This is a genomic window from Tepidibacillus decaturensis, assembly GCF_001561915.1.
Classification (GTDB): Bacteria; Bacillota; Bacilli; order Tepidibacillales; family Tepidibacillaceae; genus Tepidibacillus_B; species Tepidibacillus_B infernus.
Map to the genome: position 1 here is coordinate 1,349,331 of NZ_LSKU01000001.1, position 17,447 is coordinate 1,366,777.

Below are 17,447 nucleotides of genomic sequence, written 5' to 3' on the forward strand. Positions count from 1 at the left end.
TAACAACCAAGCGGGTTGTTATTTTTTTTCAATTTCTTCATTATTTATTCTCTACAATTATTTTCTCATCATAGATCTCTTCTAAAGCTTTACCCACATACTTATTTGATTTTGCACGTTCAACAAGTAAGGGTTCTCCATCTCTTAATACTCTAGCTCTTCTACTAGCAGCAACAACCAAAGAATATTTACTATCTACTTTTTCTAATAATTTATCAATTGATGGATATAGCATTATAATTCCTCCTTTAACCATTGTTCATAATATGGTAAGATTCGTTCTTTTCGCAAACGTTCAGCTTCAATAATCGCTTGAATTCTTTTCACTGCTTTTGATACTTCATCATTAACCACTGCATAATCATAATGTTTCATCATTTGCAATTCATTTCTAGCTGCATTAAGTCGATTCATTAGACTTTCATCCGATTCTGTCCCACGATGTATAATACGATTTTTTAATTCAGCTAAAGATGGAGGCATAAGAAAAATAAAAATTCCTTCAGGATATTTTTCTTTTACCTTTAAAGCCCCTTGTACTTCAATCTCTAATATGATATCTTTTCCTGTTTGTACGGTTTGTTCTACAAAGCCCCTAGGAGTTCCATAATAATTTCCTACGTATTCTGCCCATTCAAGCAATTGATCCTCTTTTATCATTTTTTCAAATTCTTCGCGGGATTTAAAAAAATAGTTAACACCATTTTCTTCCCCTGCACGTGGTTTTCTTGTAGTGGCAGATACAGAATAAATAATATCAGGTTGCTCATGGCGAAGCAAAGAACAGACCGTGCCCTTTCCCACACCCGAAGGGCCTGATAAAACAATTAACATTCCTTTTTGTAAGAACATTTGAATACACTCCTAGCTACTCTTCACTCACATCATCTTTTGAGTTAAGGCGATGGGCAACCGTTTCGGGCTGTACAGCAGATAAAATCACATGATCGCTATCTGTAATAATCACCGCTCTTGTTCTTCTACCGTAGGTAGCATCGATTAGCATTCCACGATCTCTTGCTTCTTGAATAATGCGCTTGATTGGTGCTGATTCTGGACTAACAATGGAAATAATACGGTTTGCTGAAACAATGTTTCCAAAACCAATATTGATCAATTTAATAGACATTCTATGTACCCTCCTAAATATGATTATTTCCTATTATTCAATGTTTTGAACTTGTTCTCTTATTTTTTCTAATTCACTTTTTAACTCAACAACAATTTGGCTTAAGAGAAGATCATTTGCTTTCGAACCAATCGTGTTCATTTCTCGATTCATCTCTTGAATCAAGAAGTCTAATTTCCTTCCGATTGGTTCATCCTGTTCCATAATGAGTAAAAATTGTTGAAAATGACTTTTAAGTCTTGTAATTTCCTCATCGATATTTGCTTTGTCCGTAAAAAAAGCGATTTCGTTTAGAAAACGTGCCTCATCAAGTTCAACTGTATCATTTAACCAGTCAGAGATTCTTGTTTTTAACTTTTGACGGTAATCCTCAATGACTTGTGGTGCTCTATTTTCAATTTGAATTAATAAATCCATCATTTTATGTACGCGCGAGGTCAATTCCTCATACAAAGCATTACCTTCTCGAAGCCTCATCGTCATTAAGCTTTGACAGGCTAATTCCACAGTCTTTAAAATTTCAGGAACAAACAGATCAATATCGGGAAATTCTAACTCGAATTGAATGAGTTCTGGGACTGTTAAAAGATCTTTTAAAACTAGCTGACCCTCAAGATTTAAACGTTTTTTTATCTCTTGAATCACTTTTATGTATTCATCTAACAATTCCCAATCTACTTTTATAGGTTGCTTTGATTGGTCATCCCTTCCGACTACAATGAAGACATCCACTTTTCCTCGTTTCACATTGGTTTGGATGATTTTCTTCATTTGTTCTTCAATGGCCATCCATTCTTTTGGCATCTTAAACATGATTTCATTATATCGATGATTAACAGAACGAATCTCTACTGACCACTTTAAGCCCTGAAAACTAGATTCTGCTCTACCATATCCAGTCATGCTTTTGATCATCTATATCACATCCATGACATTATTCTAATCAATTTTAGATCATCGTACAAGTCTTTACGTATAAATATAGTCAAATATAGCGAAAAAATAAAGAAAACCAACCCAATAGGGTCAGTTTTCTTTGAAAAACTTCGTTATACGCCGCAAAAGAATAGCATTAAAATTCAAATTCAACAGAAGATAGACGATTCCTAATTTCGTTCATTACACGAAGCTCATCCTGCTCATCTTTGGCCACAAAAGTGACTGAAAAACGCACAAAATGACCTGCATCATCCCAAGGAACAGTAGAGATTAATTTTTCTTTAATTAAATATTGAGAAAAGTCCTCGGCTGTATTAAAACGTAATCCCCCTTTTATTCCTTTTGGTGCTTCTACATACATAAAGAAAGAACCTCTAGGTTTTTTTGCTTGAAAACCTAAATCATTTAAGGTATGAGCCAATAAATCATGGCGACGAGAATATTTTTCTGCAGTTTTTTCGGTAATTTCTGAATGCCTTAAAGCATAAATGGCTGCTTCCTGAATCGCAAGAAATTGTCCTGAATCATTGTTATCTTTTACATCAGCAAATGCTTTAACCAGAAGCTCATTTCCAGCTACAAATCCAATCCTCCAACCTGTCATATTGTAGGATTTGGATAAGGAATGTACTTCAATACCAACTTCTTTGGCTCCTGGAATAGATAAAAAGCTTAACGGTTTTTGACCATCGAAAACTAATGCGGCATAAGCAGCATCATGAACGACAATAATTTGATTTTCTTTAGCAAATTTAACCACTTTTTCAAAGAACTCTCTAGTAGCACTTGCCCCTGTCGGATTGTTAGGATAGTTCAAATATAATAATTTCGTTCTTTTTAATGTTTCTTTGTCAATTGAATCAAGGTCAGGTAAAAAGTCATTTTCTTTTAATAATGGAAGGTGAACGACTTCTCCCCCTAACCACTTGGTATGAGTACCTAAGATTGGATAGCCAGGAGTAGTCATAAGCGTTACATCCCCAGGATTGATAAAAGCACTTGGTAGCATCGATAACGCTGATTTGGCCCCAATCACATGAACTACTTCTTTGTCTGGATCTATTCCATCTACACCAAAAACATTTTTTAAGTACTCTGAAGCAGCTACTTTAAACGCTCTACCCCCATTATCGGCATATCCTCGATTATCAGGATTTTTTGCCGCTTCAAATAAGGTATGAATAACCCCTTCATCAGCCATTGCATCAGGTTCTCCAACCCCTAAATCCAATAATTCCATCTCAGGAAATCGCTCTTTTGCTTCTTTTTTAGCTCGTTTAATCTTTTCAAACTTATAAATCTCATTCTTCTTTCCATATTGGTTTCCACCAATTCTTTCCGCAAAAAGTTGTTGAATATAGCTTTCTGTCATGTTCATTCCTCCTTAAAATTCAACGGGAGCAAGCCAATTGCCAGTAAATACTTCCCGTGCTTCTCCTGTCATATACACTTTATTATCTTCTGGATTCCAAAAAACTTTTAAATCTCCACCTTTTAGATGAATGGTTACATCCCTAGAAGCTTGTCCAGTCAATACAGATGCTACCCCAGTAGCACAAGCACCTGTTCCACAAGCCAAAGTTTGTCCAACCCCTCTCTCCCATACTCTCATTTCTAGCTCTTTGTCAGATTTTACTGTTACAAATTCTACATTAGTTTTTTTCGGAAATAAGGGATGTGTCTCGATTTTGGGACCCCACTTTTCTACATCAAAGTCTTTTGCATTTTCAACATAAATCACCGCATGAGGATTACCCATCGATACAGCTGTAAAGTGGAACGTAACTCCATCAACCTCAATGGTTCGATCCACGACTTGTGGATCATGAATAGCTGTAGGAACCAATTCTCCTTTAAGAATAGGCTCACCCATATCTACTTCAACGGTATTTACAATTCCCTCTTTTGTATGTAATTTTACATGTTGAATTCCTGCTAAGGTTTCTACACTTAACTTTTCTTTATTCACTAATTCGTGATCGTACACATACTTTGAAACACAACGAATCGCATTCCCACATTGTTCTGCTTCTGTTCCATCGGCATTAAAGATTCTCATCCGTACATCTGCTTGATCAGAAGGTAAAATAAAAACGAGGCCATCTGCACCGACACCAAAATGACGGTCACACATTGCAATTGCTAATCTTTCCACGTCTTTGGGTATATCCTTATATTTAGATACGATCACAAAGTCATTCCCAAGTCCATGCATTTTTGTAAATTCCATAAATACCATTTCCTTTCCTATAAACCAAATTGAAAGACTCCCTACTATAGTAAATTAGCAGGGAGAGTTTTTCTTGTTTATGCTTTTCTTAAAGAAAAGGCTTGCCTTGTAAACAATTTACCAATCCCAAAAGCTAATGTTGGTACCGCTCCAGCTACGGTTACGAGAATCCAATCAAATAGATTGAGTGGAACTGTTCTAAATATAGGTTGTAATGGCTCGATATAAATCACACCAATCAAAAGTAGAAGGGAGGATAATACCGCTAATAGCAAATACTTATTTTCAAATGGGTTGCGATGAAAAACTGAAATATCACTACGGCAATCAAAAACGTGAATTAACTGAGCCATCACCAATGTAGCAAACGCCATGGTTTGTGCTTTGGTAAGGTCTGAAGGATTTTGTTGTAATGTAATCCAAAAAACCCCGAGCGTGATCAGCCCAATTAAAAATCCACGACTAATAATTTTCCAACCTAAGCCTCGTGCAAAAACATTTTCCCGACTATCTCTTGGAGAACGATTCATGATGTTTTTCTCTGCCGGATCAACTCCAAGCGCAATAGCTGGCAACCCATCAGTTACTAGATTGACCCAAAGGATTTGGATGGGTACAAGGGGTAAAGGTAATGCCAACATCATTGCAAAAAACATCGTTAAAATTTCCCCTACATTTGATGCAAGTAAATAACGAATAAACTTCCGAATATTATCGTAAATTCCTCTACCTTCTTCAATGGCAGCTACGATGGTTGCAAAATTATCATCACTAAGGATAAGGGAAGAAGCCTCTTTTGCGACATCTGTCCCTGTAATCCCCATTGATATCCCAATATCTGCTGCTTTAATGGCAGGGGCATCATTTACTCCATCCCCAGTCATCGCAACAACATGACCATTAGACTGTAGTGCTTTTACTATTCGTAGTTTATGTTCTGGGGAAACTCGTGCATAGACATAAATATCTTCGACTTTATTCATAAATTCGGTATTAGACATATTATATAAATCCTGCCCATTTACTGTCAATCCACTGGGTGGAAGAATCTGTAGTTGTTTTGCAATAGCCATTGCTGTGGTTTGATGGTCTCCAGTTATCATGATCGTTTTAATTCCTGCTCGTTTACAGGTTTGTATTGCCTGTTTTACTTCATTCCTTGGTGGGTCAATCATCCCCACAATACCAATAAAGGTTAAGTTTCTCTCCGCTAAATCTTCAGAAAAAATGTTTTCACCCATTTTCAAATCTTTGTATGCAAAACCTAGATTTCGAAGGGCTTTACCAGCCATTGATTCAATGGCTTGCTTTACATGATTTTTTATACTTTGGGTTAAAGGAATCACCTTTCCATCCCATATGATGGTAGAACAGCGATCCAATAGCACATCAGGTGCACCTTTAACCGCAACCATTTGTTGATGATGTTTTTGTACCACCACAGACATCATTTTTCTAGTCGAATCAAAAGGGAACTCCTTTTTCCTTTGCCAGATTTGTTCTAATTCCTCTTTCCATAAGTTTGCTTTGGCTCCAAGTGTGATCAATGCCCCTTCAGTTGGATCTCCTTGAACCATATAATTTGACTTTTCTTTCTTCAATAACCCCTTCTTTTCCTTCTGCTTAACCAAGTGGGCATTATTACAAAGGACACCTATTTCTAATAATCTTTTTAAGGCTCCTTCTCTATCTGGTTTTATGGAATAAGAACCTTGATAAAATTCACCATTAGGGTCATAACCTGTGCCAGTTACTTGAATATCCTGACCCCCAATCCATATTTCTGTTACAGTCATCTTATTTTGAGTCAATGTACCTGTTTTATCTGAACAGATAACGGTGGCACAACCTAAGGTCTCAACAGAAGGAAGTTTCCTCACAATTGCTTTTCTTTTTATCATACGTTGCACACCAAGAGCTAAAGCAATGGTTACGATGGCTGGCAATCCTTCAGGAATCGCCGCAACAGCTAAGCTTACTCCTGCTAAAAACATGGCATAAGCATTTTGTCCATGCCAGATTCCAGTCATCACAACAACAGCCGTTAAAGCTAAAGAGAGAACAATAAGAATTTTCCCTAATTGTTCCAATCTTCGTTGAAGTGGTGTTTCTACTTCTTCTGTAGATTGGATAAGGTCTGCAATTTTCCCCATTTCTGTGTTCATACCTGTTTCTACTACGATACCTAACCCAGTTCCACGTGTAACTAAAGTACCCATGAACGCCATATTTTTTTGATCCCCTAAAGGCAAATCTTCAAACGTGATTGTCTCAATTTTTTTACTTACAGGTACTGATTCACCTGTAAGTGCAGATTCCTCTATATAAAGCTCATTGCTTTCAATCAATCGAATATCGGCAGGAATCCGATCGCCAGTTTCTAATTGCACAAGATCCCCAGGTACAACTTCAACCGCTGGTATCGTTTGAAGAATCCCATCTCTGATCACTTTCGCATGGGGAGCAGCCATTTCTTTTAAGGCTTGTAAGGATTTTTCTGCACGAAATTCTTGAATAAAACCAAGAATGGCATTTAAAATTACAATCGCGATAATCGTAATCGCATCCGTATATTCTCCTAACAACCCTGAGATTAAAGTTGCAACAAGAAGGACTAAAACCATAAAATCTTTAAACTGATTAAAAAAAGATGGAGAGTGGTGAAATTGCCTCTGCTTGTTGTAATTGATTTAGTCCGTGCTCTTCTAATAATTTTTCGGCTCTTTTTGTTGATAACCCAGTTTCTTTTTTGACGTGGAAAACATCCAAAATCATTTCATATGGTATGGTGTGCCATTTCTGTTTTGTCACTTCATTCCCTCCTTGAACTTCCCTCATCATCGTAACTTTATTCAGACGAGCTTTAAAAAATTCCTCTCGATTTGTCCAAATGATAAAACTGCATTATACTTGTACAAGATAGTCCACAAAAGTGACGACTTCCTTGGAATCGTATTCCGATTACTTTTGTGGAGACCCATTATAATAATAGGGGTGAAAGAAAATGGCATTTGACGGTTTTGTCACTAGAGCTCTTGTTCATGAACTTTCGGAAAAGATAACAAATCAAAAAATCCATAAGATTTATCAACCTCATCAAACAGACTTAGTGTTTTTGATACGAGGTTTTCAAGGTAACCAACAACTATTGATTTCAGCAAATCCTACTTATCCAAGAATCCATTTAACTACTCGAAATTTCATAAATCCGGCAGAACCTCCTATGTTTTGTATGCTACTTAGAAAACATTTAGAGGGTGGTGTAATTGAACAAATCAGACAAGTTGATCATGAACGGATCATAGAGATCGATATTAAAACAAGGGATGAATTAGGGGATATTCATACGAAGCGCTTAATCGTTGAGATCATGGGTAGGCACAGTAACATTATTTTAGTTAACCCTGATACCAATTTAATCATTGATGGGATAACCCATGTTACACCAGCGATTAGTAGTTATCGCCAAGTCTATCCTGGGCGGGAATATATTGCTCCACCTGCCCAAAATAAATTGAATCCTTTAGAAGTTACCCAAGATCAATTTTTCTCAGTTCTTCAATTTAATGAAGGTAAAATAGAGAAACAGTTGGTTCAACAATTTACGGGCATGGGTCCATCTGTAGCAAAGGAAATTTTAGTTTTGGCTGGTTTACCTACAAGGGAAAATGTCTGGAATTCGTTTTCGAATTGGATGGATAAAATAAGGCAGCATGATTATCTACCAACCATTATTGTGAGTGAGGAGAAGACTGATTTTTCTGTACTTCCTCTTACCCATATGGCAGGGCAGATGGAATCTTTTACAAGTATCAATGTTTGCTTAGAACAGTTTTATGATCAAAAGGCCGAAAGAGATACGATTCGTCAAAAAGTACAGGACTTATCAAAATTATTAAGCAATGAGAAACACAAAAATGAAAAGAAAATAGATAATCTCCTTAACGATTTGGAAGACGCAAAAAAAGCCGATCAATACCGGCTTTTTGGAGAATTAATTACAGCCCATCTTCACCAAATCAAAAAAGGAGATCAAGAGGCAAATGTGATCAATTATTATGATGAAAATCAAAACAGATTAACGATTCCACTGGATCCTTTAAAAACACCATCTGAAAACGCACAAATGTACTTCAAAAAATATAGTAAGTATAAGAACAGTCTAGATTATATTGAGACACAGTTGGTTCAAACGAGAGAGGAAATTTCTTATTTAGAAACGATTTTAACCCAGCTTGAAAATGCAAGCGTTGAAGATATTGACGACATACGTGAGGAATTGGTAGAACAAGGCTATTTAAGAGATAGAAAAAGACAAAACCGGAAAAAGAAAAAAGACCCAGAAATTGAACAGTTTATATCTACCGAAGGTCATCCGATCTTTGTGGGTAAAAATAATCGCCAGAACGAATATTTAACTCATCGACTAGCTTCCTCCTCCGATACTTGGCTGCATACAAAGGATATTCCTGGCTCTCATGTCGTGATTAAGTCGAGAGAATTTGGTGAAAAGACACTACTTGAAGCAGCAATGCTAGCCGCCTATTTTAGCAAAGCAAAACATTCTAGCCAAGTACCCGTGGATTACACACGAATTAAATATGTAAAAAAAACAAATGGAGCTAAACCTGGTTTTGTGATCTACGAGAACCAAAAAACAGTATTCGTCACACCAGATGAAAAGCTAGTTGAGACATTGAGAAGAAAAAAATAATAAAAAAGTATATTGCAAACGTATTAAAACGTTGCAATATACTTTTTTTAAACCTGTTCATATTCACCTTCAGGTAAGTGAATCCATCTTTTTAGGTATCCTTGCTCATAAAGGGCCTTGATTAGAATCAATAAAACTGGAGATAAAATAATACCTGCTACTCCAAATAAAGATAAAGAGATAACCATAAATGAAAGCATCGTAAAAGCCGAAACTCCTAAAGAATCCCCCGTTATTTTCGGTTCAGCAATCTGTCTAAAAACAATCACAACGGTGAGTAGAACAGCAATCCAAATTGCGGTAAAGGTTTGTCCGACAATGAGTAGATAAATAATCCATGGAATAAATAAAGACGAGACCCCAAGTAAAGGAAGCAAGTCAAACAGTCCTGCCAACAAAGAAATAGAAAAAGCATTTGGAATTCTAAGAAGAAGTAATCCAATAAAAATGATGATAAAAGTGAATGTAATTAATTTTAATTGGGCTTTAATATACAGTACGATTCCTTTAATGACATTTTCTTTTAAAAACCTATAGGCCTTTTTAAACGTTTTCGGGGTTTTCTCATTTGCAATTTTTCTCCAAACCGTAATCTCAATGCTTAAAAAATAAGCTAAAATCACACCGATAACAAAATTGACGACTAAACTAGAAATAGAGGTAATCGAAGAAAAAATCGTTAATAAAACCACAGATAAGAGCTTTGAACCCTTTTCCGCAAAATCAATTAGGTATTGTTTTGCTTTTTCAACCACATCTGGCGGAAGAGCATTGATTTCCCCTTGAACCATATCAATCTTTTCAGAGAGTTCAAATTGTAACTGGTAAATATAATCTGGTATCATCTGTGATAAATGATAGATTTGTGTAGCAAAAATAGCTCCTAATGTAATCACAATACTTAATACAACTAGAATAAAAACGAGTGTAGAAATAGTTGTCGCTGTGATTTTTTTAGTCCTTTTTTATGTAGGAATTTTGCTAAAGGTTCAATCATTAAGAAAATCACCAATGCAAAAAAGATTGGCTTGCCTATGCTATAAAGAAAACTAAAAACGTACATGATTAAATAGACGGTTAGTACAATAAGGAATAGATCAAAGGCAGTCCGCCCATATTTTTTATAAAAAGATAGCATTCTGATTGATCACCACCTATATTTTACATCTCTATCTTTTTCATTGTTGACGTAAAACTGTTTTTTTAGCCAAAATGGGTAACTTTATTTTATTCTACTTTTCTACTCTTTTTCCTGCATAAAACTAAAAACCCTTTTTTAAAAAGAATGATTATATAAAAATCATGTCCTTTAAAATAGGAGTTCATACCCATTTATTAATTCAACTGTTCTTTCTTAATTGAACCTTCCTGTATTAGAAAGACAGAAATAAGAATCATGAGAATTCCTGCCAATTGATGCCATGACAAATAATCACCAAATTGTAGGATTCCAATCAGGGTAGCAACAATAGGTTCAATGGTTGCAGTAATCGAAGCCCTACTAGATTCCACATAGGATAAGCCTTTAGTATAGAGAATATAAGCTAATGCCGTTGGAAATAATCCAAGTCCAATTATGTAGGTGAAAGCTTTAAAAGAAACCATTAAATTGAAAGACGTCCATATCCGGGTAGTGGGGACAAGGACAATACTCGCAAATACAAAGGTATAAGTTGTAATTGTCAACGGTTTATACTTCTTTAAAGCAGCTTTCCCAAAAATACTATATAAGGAATACCCTACCCCTGCCCCAATCCCCACAAGAAACCCATAGGTTGAGATCTGTGTAGATTCCATATTTGGCAAATATCCAATCACAAACATAATGCCAATAAAAGTTATAAAAAGGGAAACTAGCTTTTTCTTTGTAAACCATTCTTTAAAAATGATACGAGAAAGTATTGTAACAAAGGCAGGTGCAGTATAAAGGAGTATAGCGGCTAATGAAAGAGAAATCTCTTGAATAGCAGTAAAATAGCTCCAATTAAAAAAAACAATGCTAAAAATTCCTGTACCGACAAAATAAAAGCTATCTTTTAAATTTATTTTTAACAATGACCGATCTGTAAAATAGACATAGGGTAACAGAATCATTGTGGCCATCATTACTCGAATCGCAACGACTTCAATAGGAGATAAACCAAACTGATATAATCCTTGAACAAAAATACCAATGATTCCCCAAAAAACTGCGCTTAGTGCAATGAAAAGGTAAGCCCATCTCTTCATCCCTTCACCTCTGCTTACTCATGATATTCGTTTTCATTATATCGATGAGAGCTGATTCAACACTTGCAAATTGAAATTGAAATCCGCTGTCAAGTAATCTCTTAGGCAATACCTTTTGCCCTTTTAAAACCATGTCAGACATTTCCCCCAATGCTAAACGTAAAAAAAGTGCAGGTGTATACATCCAATAAGGTTTATTCATCGCCTTTGCTAAATATCTGTAAAAATCGCGCATTCTGACTGGATTAGGCGCTGTCGTATTGATCGGACCATCGATGGTGTCATTTTTAAGTAAAAATTGAACGGCTTTTATCAGGTCACTTAAGTGAATCCAAGAAAGCCAATGATCTCCTTTTCCAATGGGGCCACCAATATAAAATCTAAATGGTAATCCCATCTTTTCTAGGGCTCCACCATTCCCCAGCACAACACCAATGCGAAGTATAACGACTCTAACCCCAAATTCCTTTGCTCGAATCGCTTCTTTTTCCCAGGCATTACTTACCTTTGCCAAAAAGTCTTGCCCAACACCATGATCTTCTGTAATCTCTTCATCTTCGTGCGCACCATAATAGCCTACTGCAGAGGCATTAATAAGTCCTTTAGGCTTCACTTGTAACTTTTCGATGAAGTCAACCATTGCCCTTGTTGTTTCCGTTCTACTTTTTATAATTTCTTCTTTTCTCTTTTGCGTCCAACGGCCACTGCCAATCGATTCACCAGCGAGATTGATGATATAATCAATTTGATATGTTTTTAACAACGATGAGTTAGCTGCGATGATAGATTCCCATTGTAGGAGTTTCACTTGTTTACCTAACAAAGTCCTTGCTTTTGCTATATTTCTGGTTATAACACTAACATGATGGCCATCTTTTAATAGGGATTTGATCAATTCCTTGCCAACAAATCCCGTACCTCCAACAATTAAAATATTCATTAAATCAACTCACTCCCAAATTATTAAAGTTTCATCTATACAAAAAAGCTTAGCCATCTATAAAACCCGCGATGAACTAAGCTAATCTGTCTATTTCCTTATGTGGAATCGCTTGCTCCAAAACGACTAATCCAAAAATAGTTCACTATACGCTTGGCAAAAATCCATAGTAACAAACTTAAGAAAAAAAGAATTATTGGTCAACTTAATCGTTTGAAGTTGTGGTATGATGGAGCTGTAAATGCGATATCTTTTACCCCACTTTTCCTTTTTTATCATTGTATCATAAAGCAACTCATTATTGTCTAAATGATCTATTTTTTCTTTTAAAGTTTCTATCCATAAACACAGTAATAGCTTTATATTTTTCGTTCAACATATTTCTGTCATAAATATTTTCGATAAATTTCTACAGATTAAATTTTATTTTTAATAGGAATATGAAGTTTAATATCAGGTTCATCAACTAAAGGATTAAAACTTCAGGATATTCTTCCAGATGCTCTAACGTTTCTTGGTATTTTCTTCTATCCATATTGGGGTTAATTGCATTAGCAATAAGTTTTTTCAATCTTTACTTCCATAAAATCAACCTTTCTCTTTTTTCTTCATGACAAAGTTGATAAAATTTTACTAATGATGATAAAATTGATTAAGGAGAAGGGATGTTAATGATAATGCAGGGATGGCTTGCTTTAATTATCTATGTGATATTAGTGATTTCTTCAATTGCTGCCTGGATAAACACCAAAATTATTTTAGAAGAAATTGATAAAATCAAAAAGCATATAGGAATGCCAGAAGAAAAACCTATTGATTCTCTAATTTCATACGATAACTTGAATGATGATAAAAAAAAGGTAATGAAAAAATCTGATTATAACGAAAGCTTGGTATTTAGCCAAGCTTTCAGCGTTTTCTATTCCTAATTTCTAAACAAAATAAGTAAATCTCCATATCCTTCACGTCCCATATCTTCTTTTGGGATAAACCTTAATGCCGCTGAATTAATACAATAACGTAGTCCTGTTGGAGCTGGCCCATCATTAAATACATGCCCTAAATAATAGTTCTATTTAATAAAATACAAATGTTTACCTTTTCATAACAAAATATATATGTTAACATTGTATTAGAAAATAATTTTTTGAATAAACTTGTAAAGACCGTAAATGTTAATAGCATCTACGGTCCATACAATAGATTGCCTCAAGGGCGATCGGCATAAATTTTAAGCATAGAAGTTAGACCTCTTAGGCTGCTACGCTCAAGGGAGGTCTACTTCTTTTTTAAGTAGGAAAGTAAGGCAAGGATGAACATTCCAAACATAAACATCAAAGCTAAAGCATCCTTAACTTCCATAGCATCACCTCCTTTCCGGAGATGAGCAACCGCCCTTGAGAGCCGATTCTATTGCAACCATATTATACCATACAATTTAATACGAACATATGATTTTCTTTATTTTTTATCTTTATGTTTTTCTTTATAATTAGGCTTTATGGTTCAGCTGCTACAAATAAATAGTATCTCATTCTTTTCATTTCTTATAATTGCTACAACACTTGGCATAAATATTAGATCAATCCTATTTTATCTCTCAATTTTTATAGTATTCTGACATTGGCAAATACTATCCCCCTACTTCATCCATGGTTTATAATATGTCTTATTCCTTTTATTTCTAAAAACCAATTTCATGGAACTGCTTATGGCTTAATTTGAAAAAGTTCTCTACAATCCAGATTAGTCTACTCTCAGTTAAATGAATATTGTATTCCCATGATTACTACAAAATCTATTATTTCTGTTGGAATTTTTTCATTCTCATGAAAATTAACTTGGATCATATTAAATCACCCAACTTTCAGAAAATGTTACTCCACTTAAACTTACCATACCCATCAAAAAATGCTTCATAGTCCATTTTTTTTGAAAAATACATGGCTTGAGCCTTATCTCATTAAATTCCTACATCTCCTACTATTTTGCTTCTACGTTCAAGTAGAATTACGTCACGCCAAATTCCATTTTTCATCTTACCAAGTTTTTCACGTCTACCAATTTCACGAAAACCACATTTCTTATGTATAGTTATACTTGCCACATTCTCTGGAAAAATACTAGCCTGTAATGTCCAAAAACCGTGTTTTTCAGAACACTTAACTAAATGCTCCAAAAGAGTTTTTCCAATCCCTTTACCTCTGTGTTCTGAGGAAATATACACACTTACTTCGGCTACTCCAGCATAAACAGATCTACTGGAAACAGGACTCAATGCCACCCATCCAAGAACCTTATCTTTCGAACTAGCAACCAATCTACAGGTACTTATATGCCCTAAGTCCCATTTTTCCCAGCTTGGAGCTTCGGCCTCAAATGTGGAGTTTTCCGTCTTAATCCCTTCGACATATATAGCTCTTACCTCATTCCAATCACTTACAGTCATCTCTCTAATTTCAAAATTCATTTACAGTTCTCCTTTTCTCGATAGATCTTCTAGTTCTTTTCCAGTATTTTCGGGAATAAAGTAACGATCGATTTGATAATCTACATATACGATATAATAATCTCCTTCTTTTTTCAAAACAGCGTAAAAGTCCTTATCTTTAAATCTGTAAAATGATTCTTGTGATTTTAACTCATTTGGGAAAAGTTCTAACGGAACATCGTTGATGGTAAATCTTAATGAAACGTAATCCCCACGGAACAGATCTCTTGGGTCAACTGGTTTTGTTTCTAAAGTGATTTCCTCACCAAACAAATCAGTTATTATTGGTAGGAAAGTCATTGAAAGTATATTAAGACAGGAACAAAAATGGCCAGATAATAAAAAAACTTCTTTTATTAACCAATTCTATATTCGAATGAATTTTTCCTTCATCGTAATCTACGATTACAATTATTTCAAACCACGACTACCTGGTTTTATTGCGGGATGCTTTCCTTCAAGACAAAGAGGGCATGATTCTTTTGAAAAAGATTCAACTTCCATTGAAAGCAGGGCATGAAAAGGATAACCAAAATCTACGTTTCCATTGCTTCGATCAACGAGTACTCCTACACCAACTACTTCCCCTCCTGATTGCTCTACAACAGAAATGACTTCTTTGACCGATCCACCAGTGGTAACCACATCTTCTACAACTAAAACGCTTTGGCCAGGTTCAATTTGAAACCCCCGTCGTAATGTCATCTTCCCATTTTCTCTTTCACAAAAGATATTTTTGACACCTAATGCTCGTGACACCTCATAACCTACCAATATCCCTCCAACTGCTGGAGAGACGACGACATCAATTTGTTTATCTTGAAAAGGATCAGCTAAACTACTACATAGTTTTGCTGTAATCTGTGGGTATTGCAATACCTGTGCCATCTGCATGTAATGTTTAGAATGACGACCTGAGGTTAACAAAAAATGTCCTTCTTTTATTACCCCTGTCTCTTGAAAAATGGTTAGAATCTCCTCTTTTGTCATCATTTTATTCCTCCTAATATTATTTAATGAAATTCTACTATCTATCATCTAGTATCTTAGTATCTATCTTTTCTTCCTTTTAATCTTTTAATGATGGTGGCAAATACTTTCGCCGGATTTTCAGCTTCTGTTACAGCTCGGCCAATCACAATGTAATCTGCTCCCAATTGAAAGGCTTTTTCAGGAGTTGTGACTCTTTTTTGATCATGGGTTAGTCCTTTTACTAAACGAATACCAGGTGTAACCGTTAAAAAAGATAACCCAGATTGTGCTTTTATTTTTTTAACTTCTAATGGCGAAGAAACAACACCATCAAGGCCAGCTAGTTGAGCCAATTTGGAATAATGGAGAACAGATTCTTCTACTGTTGAAGGAATACCTATTTCATTTTGGAGCATCGATTGATCTGTGCTTGTCAATTGAGTAACACCGATAAGAAGTGGACGTTTTTGTCCAACCGCCAATGTGTTCTCCATTTGATTTCGTGCAGCTTCCATCATCTTCATACCACCAGCAATATGAAGATTAAACATATCTATCTCTAATCGAGTCAATTGAGCTGCTGTTTTTCCCACTGTGTTAGGAATATCGTGCATTTTTAAATCTAAAAAATATTTAATCCTTGTTTTTTCAATTTTTCTATCAAAGGATAACCTGTTGCATAAAAAAGTTCCATGCCTACTTTAACATAGCGTAATTGTCCTTCAAAGCGAGAGATAAGCTCTAACGCTTCTGTTTGATTTTTGACATCAAGGGCGACAATCATTCGTTTTCTGTAATCTTCCTCTTTCAAAGAGCCGATTTCCATTCTATCAACATCAGTCTGCTCTATCTTCATGCTAGATTCCACCCTTCTCCAGTAAGTTCTGAGATGTAACGAACACCCATTTCATCTAAGACACGATCTAAATCTTGAATCACTTTAGGCATAATATATGGATCGATGAAGTTTGCGGTACCAATAGCAACTGCAGAAGCACCAGCTAAGAAAAATTCCATTACATCTTCTGCTGTCATGATTCCTCCCATACCAATAATTGGGATAGACACATGTTTATAGACTTCGTAAATCATTCGTAAAGCAACAGGCTTAATGGCAGGTCCTGATAATCCTCCCACTTGGTTGGCCAAAATCGGCTTTCTGGTTTTTAGATCAAATCTCATCCCTATTAAAGTGTTTATCATACTTAATCCATCTGCTCCTGCTGCTTCAACTGCTTCTGCCATAGAGACAATATCTGTTACATTAGGTGATAATTTAACAAAAACCGGTACCTGACTAACTTCTTTCACTGCTTTTGTTAGATCATGGGCTGTTTTGGGATCCGTACCAAATGTTATCCCGCCACATTTTACATTAGGACAAGAGATATTGAGTTCGATCATGGCCACTTCAGGTACTGCAGAGATTCTTTTTGCTACCTCCACATAATCCTCTGTCATAGTTCCTGCTACATTCACAATAATCGGTACTTGGTACTTTGCTAACCAAGGTAATTCTTCCTGAATAACTGCATCGATTCCAGGATTTTGCAAACCGATTGAATTCAACATTCCGCTTGGTGTTTCAGCAATTCTTGGTGTAGGATTTCCTAGCCTTGGTTCTAAGGTTGTCGCTTTGACAATCACTGCCCCAAGTTGACTCAAATCATATAACTTTGCATACTCTCTACCAAAGCCAAAACAACCAGAGGCAGACATAATCGGGTTTTTTAATTCAATCTTACCAAGCTTTACTTTTAAACGGGAATTCGTTTGATGATTTCTATCTGATGATAATTCCAT

The 17,447-nt window shown here is 35.5% G+C and carries 16 protein-coding genes and 3 pseudogenes; 2 read left to right on the top strand and 17 right to left on the bottom strand.

Features of this window, described 5'->3' with window-relative positions:
- Positions 1-40: 40 nt before the first annotated feature.
- The 7 genes and pseudogenes from rpoZ to U473_RS06570 form a co-directional block, all read right to left on the bottom strand.
- The gene (gene rpoZ / locus U473_RS06540) at positions 41-235 is read right to left on the bottom strand and encodes a DNA-directed RNA polymerase subunit omega (protein ID WP_068724579.1); all 195 of its coding nucleotides are present in this window, start codon (positions 233-235) and stop codon (positions 41-43) included.
- Entirely contained in the window at positions 235-852 is a 618-nt protein-coding gene (gmk, locus tag U473_RS06545) for a guanylate kinase (RefSeq protein WP_068724582.1), read from the bottom strand. Before gmk ends, rpoZ begins: the two co-directional genes overlap by 1 nt.
- A gap of 16 nt (positions 853-868) precedes the next feature.
- The gene (gene remA, locus U473_RS06550) at positions 869-1,129 is read right to left on the bottom strand and encodes an extracellular matrix/biofilm regulator RemA (protein ID WP_068724584.1); all 261 of its coding nucleotides are present in this window, start codon (positions 1,127-1,129) and stop codon (positions 869-871) included.
- A 33-nt stretch (positions 1,130-1,162) separates the two neighbouring features.
- Positions 1,163-2,044, bottom strand: a complete 882-nt coding sequence (locus tag U473_RS06555; RefSeq protein WP_068724587.1) for a YicC/YloC family endoribonuclease — start codon at positions 2,042-2,044, stop codon at positions 1,163-1,165.
- Positions 2,045-2,201: 157 nt separating this feature from the next.
- Positions 2,202-3,440 (bottom strand): LL-diaminopimelate aminotransferase, encoded by a 1,239-nt coding sequence (locus U473_RS06560; RefSeq protein WP_407701919.1) that lies wholly within the window; start codon positions 3,438-3,440, stop codon positions 2,202-2,204.
- A 12-nt stretch (positions 3,441-3,452) separates the two neighbouring features.
- On the bottom strand, positions 3,453-4,298 hold the full coding sequence (gene dapF / locus U473_RS06565) for a diaminopimelate epimerase (RefSeq protein ID WP_068724591.1): 846 nt from the start codon (positions 4,296-4,298) through the stop codon (positions 3,453-3,455).
- Between the two features lie 77 nt (positions 4,299-4,375).
- Positions 4,376-7,109: pseudogene (locus U473_RS06570) on the bottom strand (calcium-transporting P-type ATPase, PMR1-type).
- Between the two features lie 193 nt (positions 7,110-7,302).
- Between U473_RS06570 and U473_RS06575 the strand changes: the two are divergent.
- On the top strand, positions 7,303-9,012 hold the full coding sequence (locus U473_RS06575) for an Rqc2 family fibronectin-binding protein (protein WP_068724593.1): 1,710 nt from the start codon (positions 7,303-7,305) through the stop codon (positions 9,010-9,012).
- A gap of 47 nt (positions 9,013-9,059) precedes the next feature.
- Here the strand turns inward: U473_RS06575 and U473_RS06580 are convergent, their stop codons facing one another.
- The 3 genes from U473_RS06580 to U473_RS06590 all read right to left on the bottom strand — a co-directional run bounded on the left by U473_RS06580 (position 9,060) and on the right by U473_RS06590 (position 12,181).
- Complete coding sequence (locus U473_RS06580) at positions 9,060-9,962, bottom strand: AI-2E family transporter (protein WP_321164180.1); 903 nt, start codon at positions 9,960-9,962, stop codon at positions 9,060-9,062.
- Positions 9,963-10,347: 385 nt separating this feature from the next.
- A complete protein-coding gene (locus U473_RS06585) occupies positions 10,348-11,241 on the bottom strand; it encodes a DMT family transporter (RefSeq protein ID WP_068724596.1) in 894 nt (297 codons plus the stop codon).
- A 4-nt stretch (positions 11,242-11,245) separates the two neighbouring features.
- Positions 11,246-12,181, bottom strand: coding sequence for a TIGR01777 family oxidoreductase (locus U473_RS06590; protein ID WP_068724598.1), 936 nt, complete (start codon positions 12,179-12,181; stop codon positions 11,246-11,248).
- A 677-nt stretch (positions 12,182-12,858) separates the two neighbouring features.
- Here U473_RS06590 and U473_RS06595 point away from each other — a divergent pair.
- Positions 12,859-13,110, top strand: a complete 252-nt coding sequence (locus tag U473_RS06595; protein ID WP_153012015.1) for a hypothetical protein — start codon at positions 12,859-12,861, stop codon at positions 13,108-13,110.
- Here U473_RS06595 and U473_RS14225 read toward each other — a convergent pair.
- The 7 genes and pseudogenes from U473_RS14225 to U473_RS06620 all read right to left on the bottom strand — a co-directional run.
- Positions 13,107-13,247 (bottom strand): annotated as a pseudogene (locus tag U473_RS14225) (peptide-methionine (R)-S-oxide reductase); the annotation flags it as partial. The gene U473_RS06595 and the pseudogene U473_RS14225 sit on opposite strands and share 4 nt — an antisense overlap.
- 212 nt (positions 13,248-13,459) lie before the next feature.
- On the bottom strand, positions 13,460-13,543 hold the full coding sequence (locus U473_RS15405) for a putative holin-like toxin (protein WP_220126426.1): 84 nt from the start codon (positions 13,541-13,543) through the stop codon (positions 13,460-13,462).
- Positions 13,544-14,144: 601 nt separating this feature from the next.
- Positions 14,145-14,651 (bottom strand): GNAT family N-acetyltransferase, encoded by a 507-nt coding sequence (locus U473_RS06600; RefSeq protein WP_068724604.1) that lies wholly within the window; start codon positions 14,649-14,651, stop codon positions 14,145-14,147.
- On the bottom strand, positions 14,652-14,972 hold the full coding sequence (locus U473_RS06605; protein WP_082732404.1) for a GDYXXLXY domain-containing protein: 321 nt from the start codon (positions 14,970-14,972) through the stop codon (positions 14,652-14,654).
- A gap of 111 nt (positions 14,973-15,083) precedes the next feature.
- The gene (gene pyrE / locus U473_RS06610; protein WP_201024156.1) at positions 15,084-15,665 is read right to left on the bottom strand and encodes an orotate phosphoribosyltransferase; all 582 of its coding nucleotides are present in this window, start codon (positions 15,663-15,665) and stop codon (positions 15,084-15,086) included.
- A gap of 53 nt (positions 15,666-15,718) precedes the next feature.
- A pseudogene (gene pyrF / locus U473_RS06615) lies at positions 15,719-16,380 on the bottom strand (orotidine-5'-phosphate decarboxylase).
- A gap of 116 nt (positions 16,381-16,496) precedes the next feature.
- Positions 16,497-17,447, bottom strand: a complete 951-nt coding sequence (locus U473_RS06620) for a dihydroorotate dehydrogenase (protein WP_068724609.1) — start codon at positions 17,445-17,447, stop codon at positions 16,497-16,499.

Excerpts from the sequence above, each read along its gene's own strand:
- rpoZ (WP_068724579.1), bottom strand. The coding sequence starts at position 235 with ATGCTATATCCATCAATTGATAAATTATTAGAAAAAGTAGATAGTAAA.
- gmk (WP_068724582.1), bottom strand. The coding sequence starts at position 852 with ATGTTCTTACAAAAAGGAATGTTAATTGTTTTATCAGGCCCTTCGGGT.
- remA (WP_068724584.1), bottom strand. The coding sequence starts at position 1,129 with ATGTCTATTAAATTGATCAATATTGGTTTTGGAAACATTGTTTCAGCA.
- U473_RS06555 (WP_068724587.1), bottom strand. The coding sequence starts at position 2,044 with ATGATCAAAAGCATGACTGGATATGGTAGAGCAGAATCTAGTTTTCAG.
- U473_RS06560 (WP_407701919.1), bottom strand. The coding sequence starts at position 3,440 with ATGACAGAAAGCTATATTCAACAACTTTTTGCGGAAAGAATTGGTGGA.
- dapF (WP_068724591.1), bottom strand. The coding sequence starts at position 4,298 with ATGGAATTTACAAAAATGCATGGACTTGGGAATGACTTTGTGATCGTA.
- U473_RS06575 (WP_068724593.1), top strand. The coding sequence starts at position 7,303 with ATGGCATTTGACGGTTTTGTCACTAGAGCTCTTGTTCATGAACTTTCG.
- U473_RS06585 (WP_068724596.1), bottom strand. The coding sequence starts at position 11,241 with ATGAAGAGATGGGCTTACCTTTTCATTGCACTAAGCGCAGTTTTTTGG.
- U473_RS06590 (WP_068724598.1), bottom strand. The coding sequence starts at position 12,181 with ATGAATATTTTAATTGTTGGAGGTACGGGATTTGTTGGCAAGGAATTG.
- U473_RS06595 (WP_153012015.1), top strand. The coding sequence starts at position 12,859 with ATGCAGGGATGGCTTGCTTTAATTATCTATGTGATATTAGTGATTTCT.
- U473_RS15405 (WP_220126426.1), bottom strand. The coding sequence starts at position 13,543 with ATGGAAGTTAAGGATGCTTTAGCTTTGATGTTTATGTTTGGAATGTTC.
- U473_RS06600 (WP_068724604.1), bottom strand. The coding sequence starts at position 14,651 with ATGAATTTTGAAATTAGAGAGATGACTGTAAGTGATTGGAATGAGGTA.
- U473_RS06605 (WP_082732404.1), bottom strand. The coding sequence starts at position 14,972 with ATGACTTTCCTACCAATAATAACTGATTTGTTTGGTGAGGAAATCACT.
- pyrE (WP_201024156.1), bottom strand. The coding sequence starts at position 15,665 with ATGATGACAAAAGAGGAGATTCTAACCATTTTTCAAGAGACAGGGGTA.
- U473_RS06620 (WP_068724609.1), bottom strand. The coding sequence starts at position 17,447 with ATGGAATTATCATCAGATAGAAATCATCAAACGAATTCCCGTTTAAAA.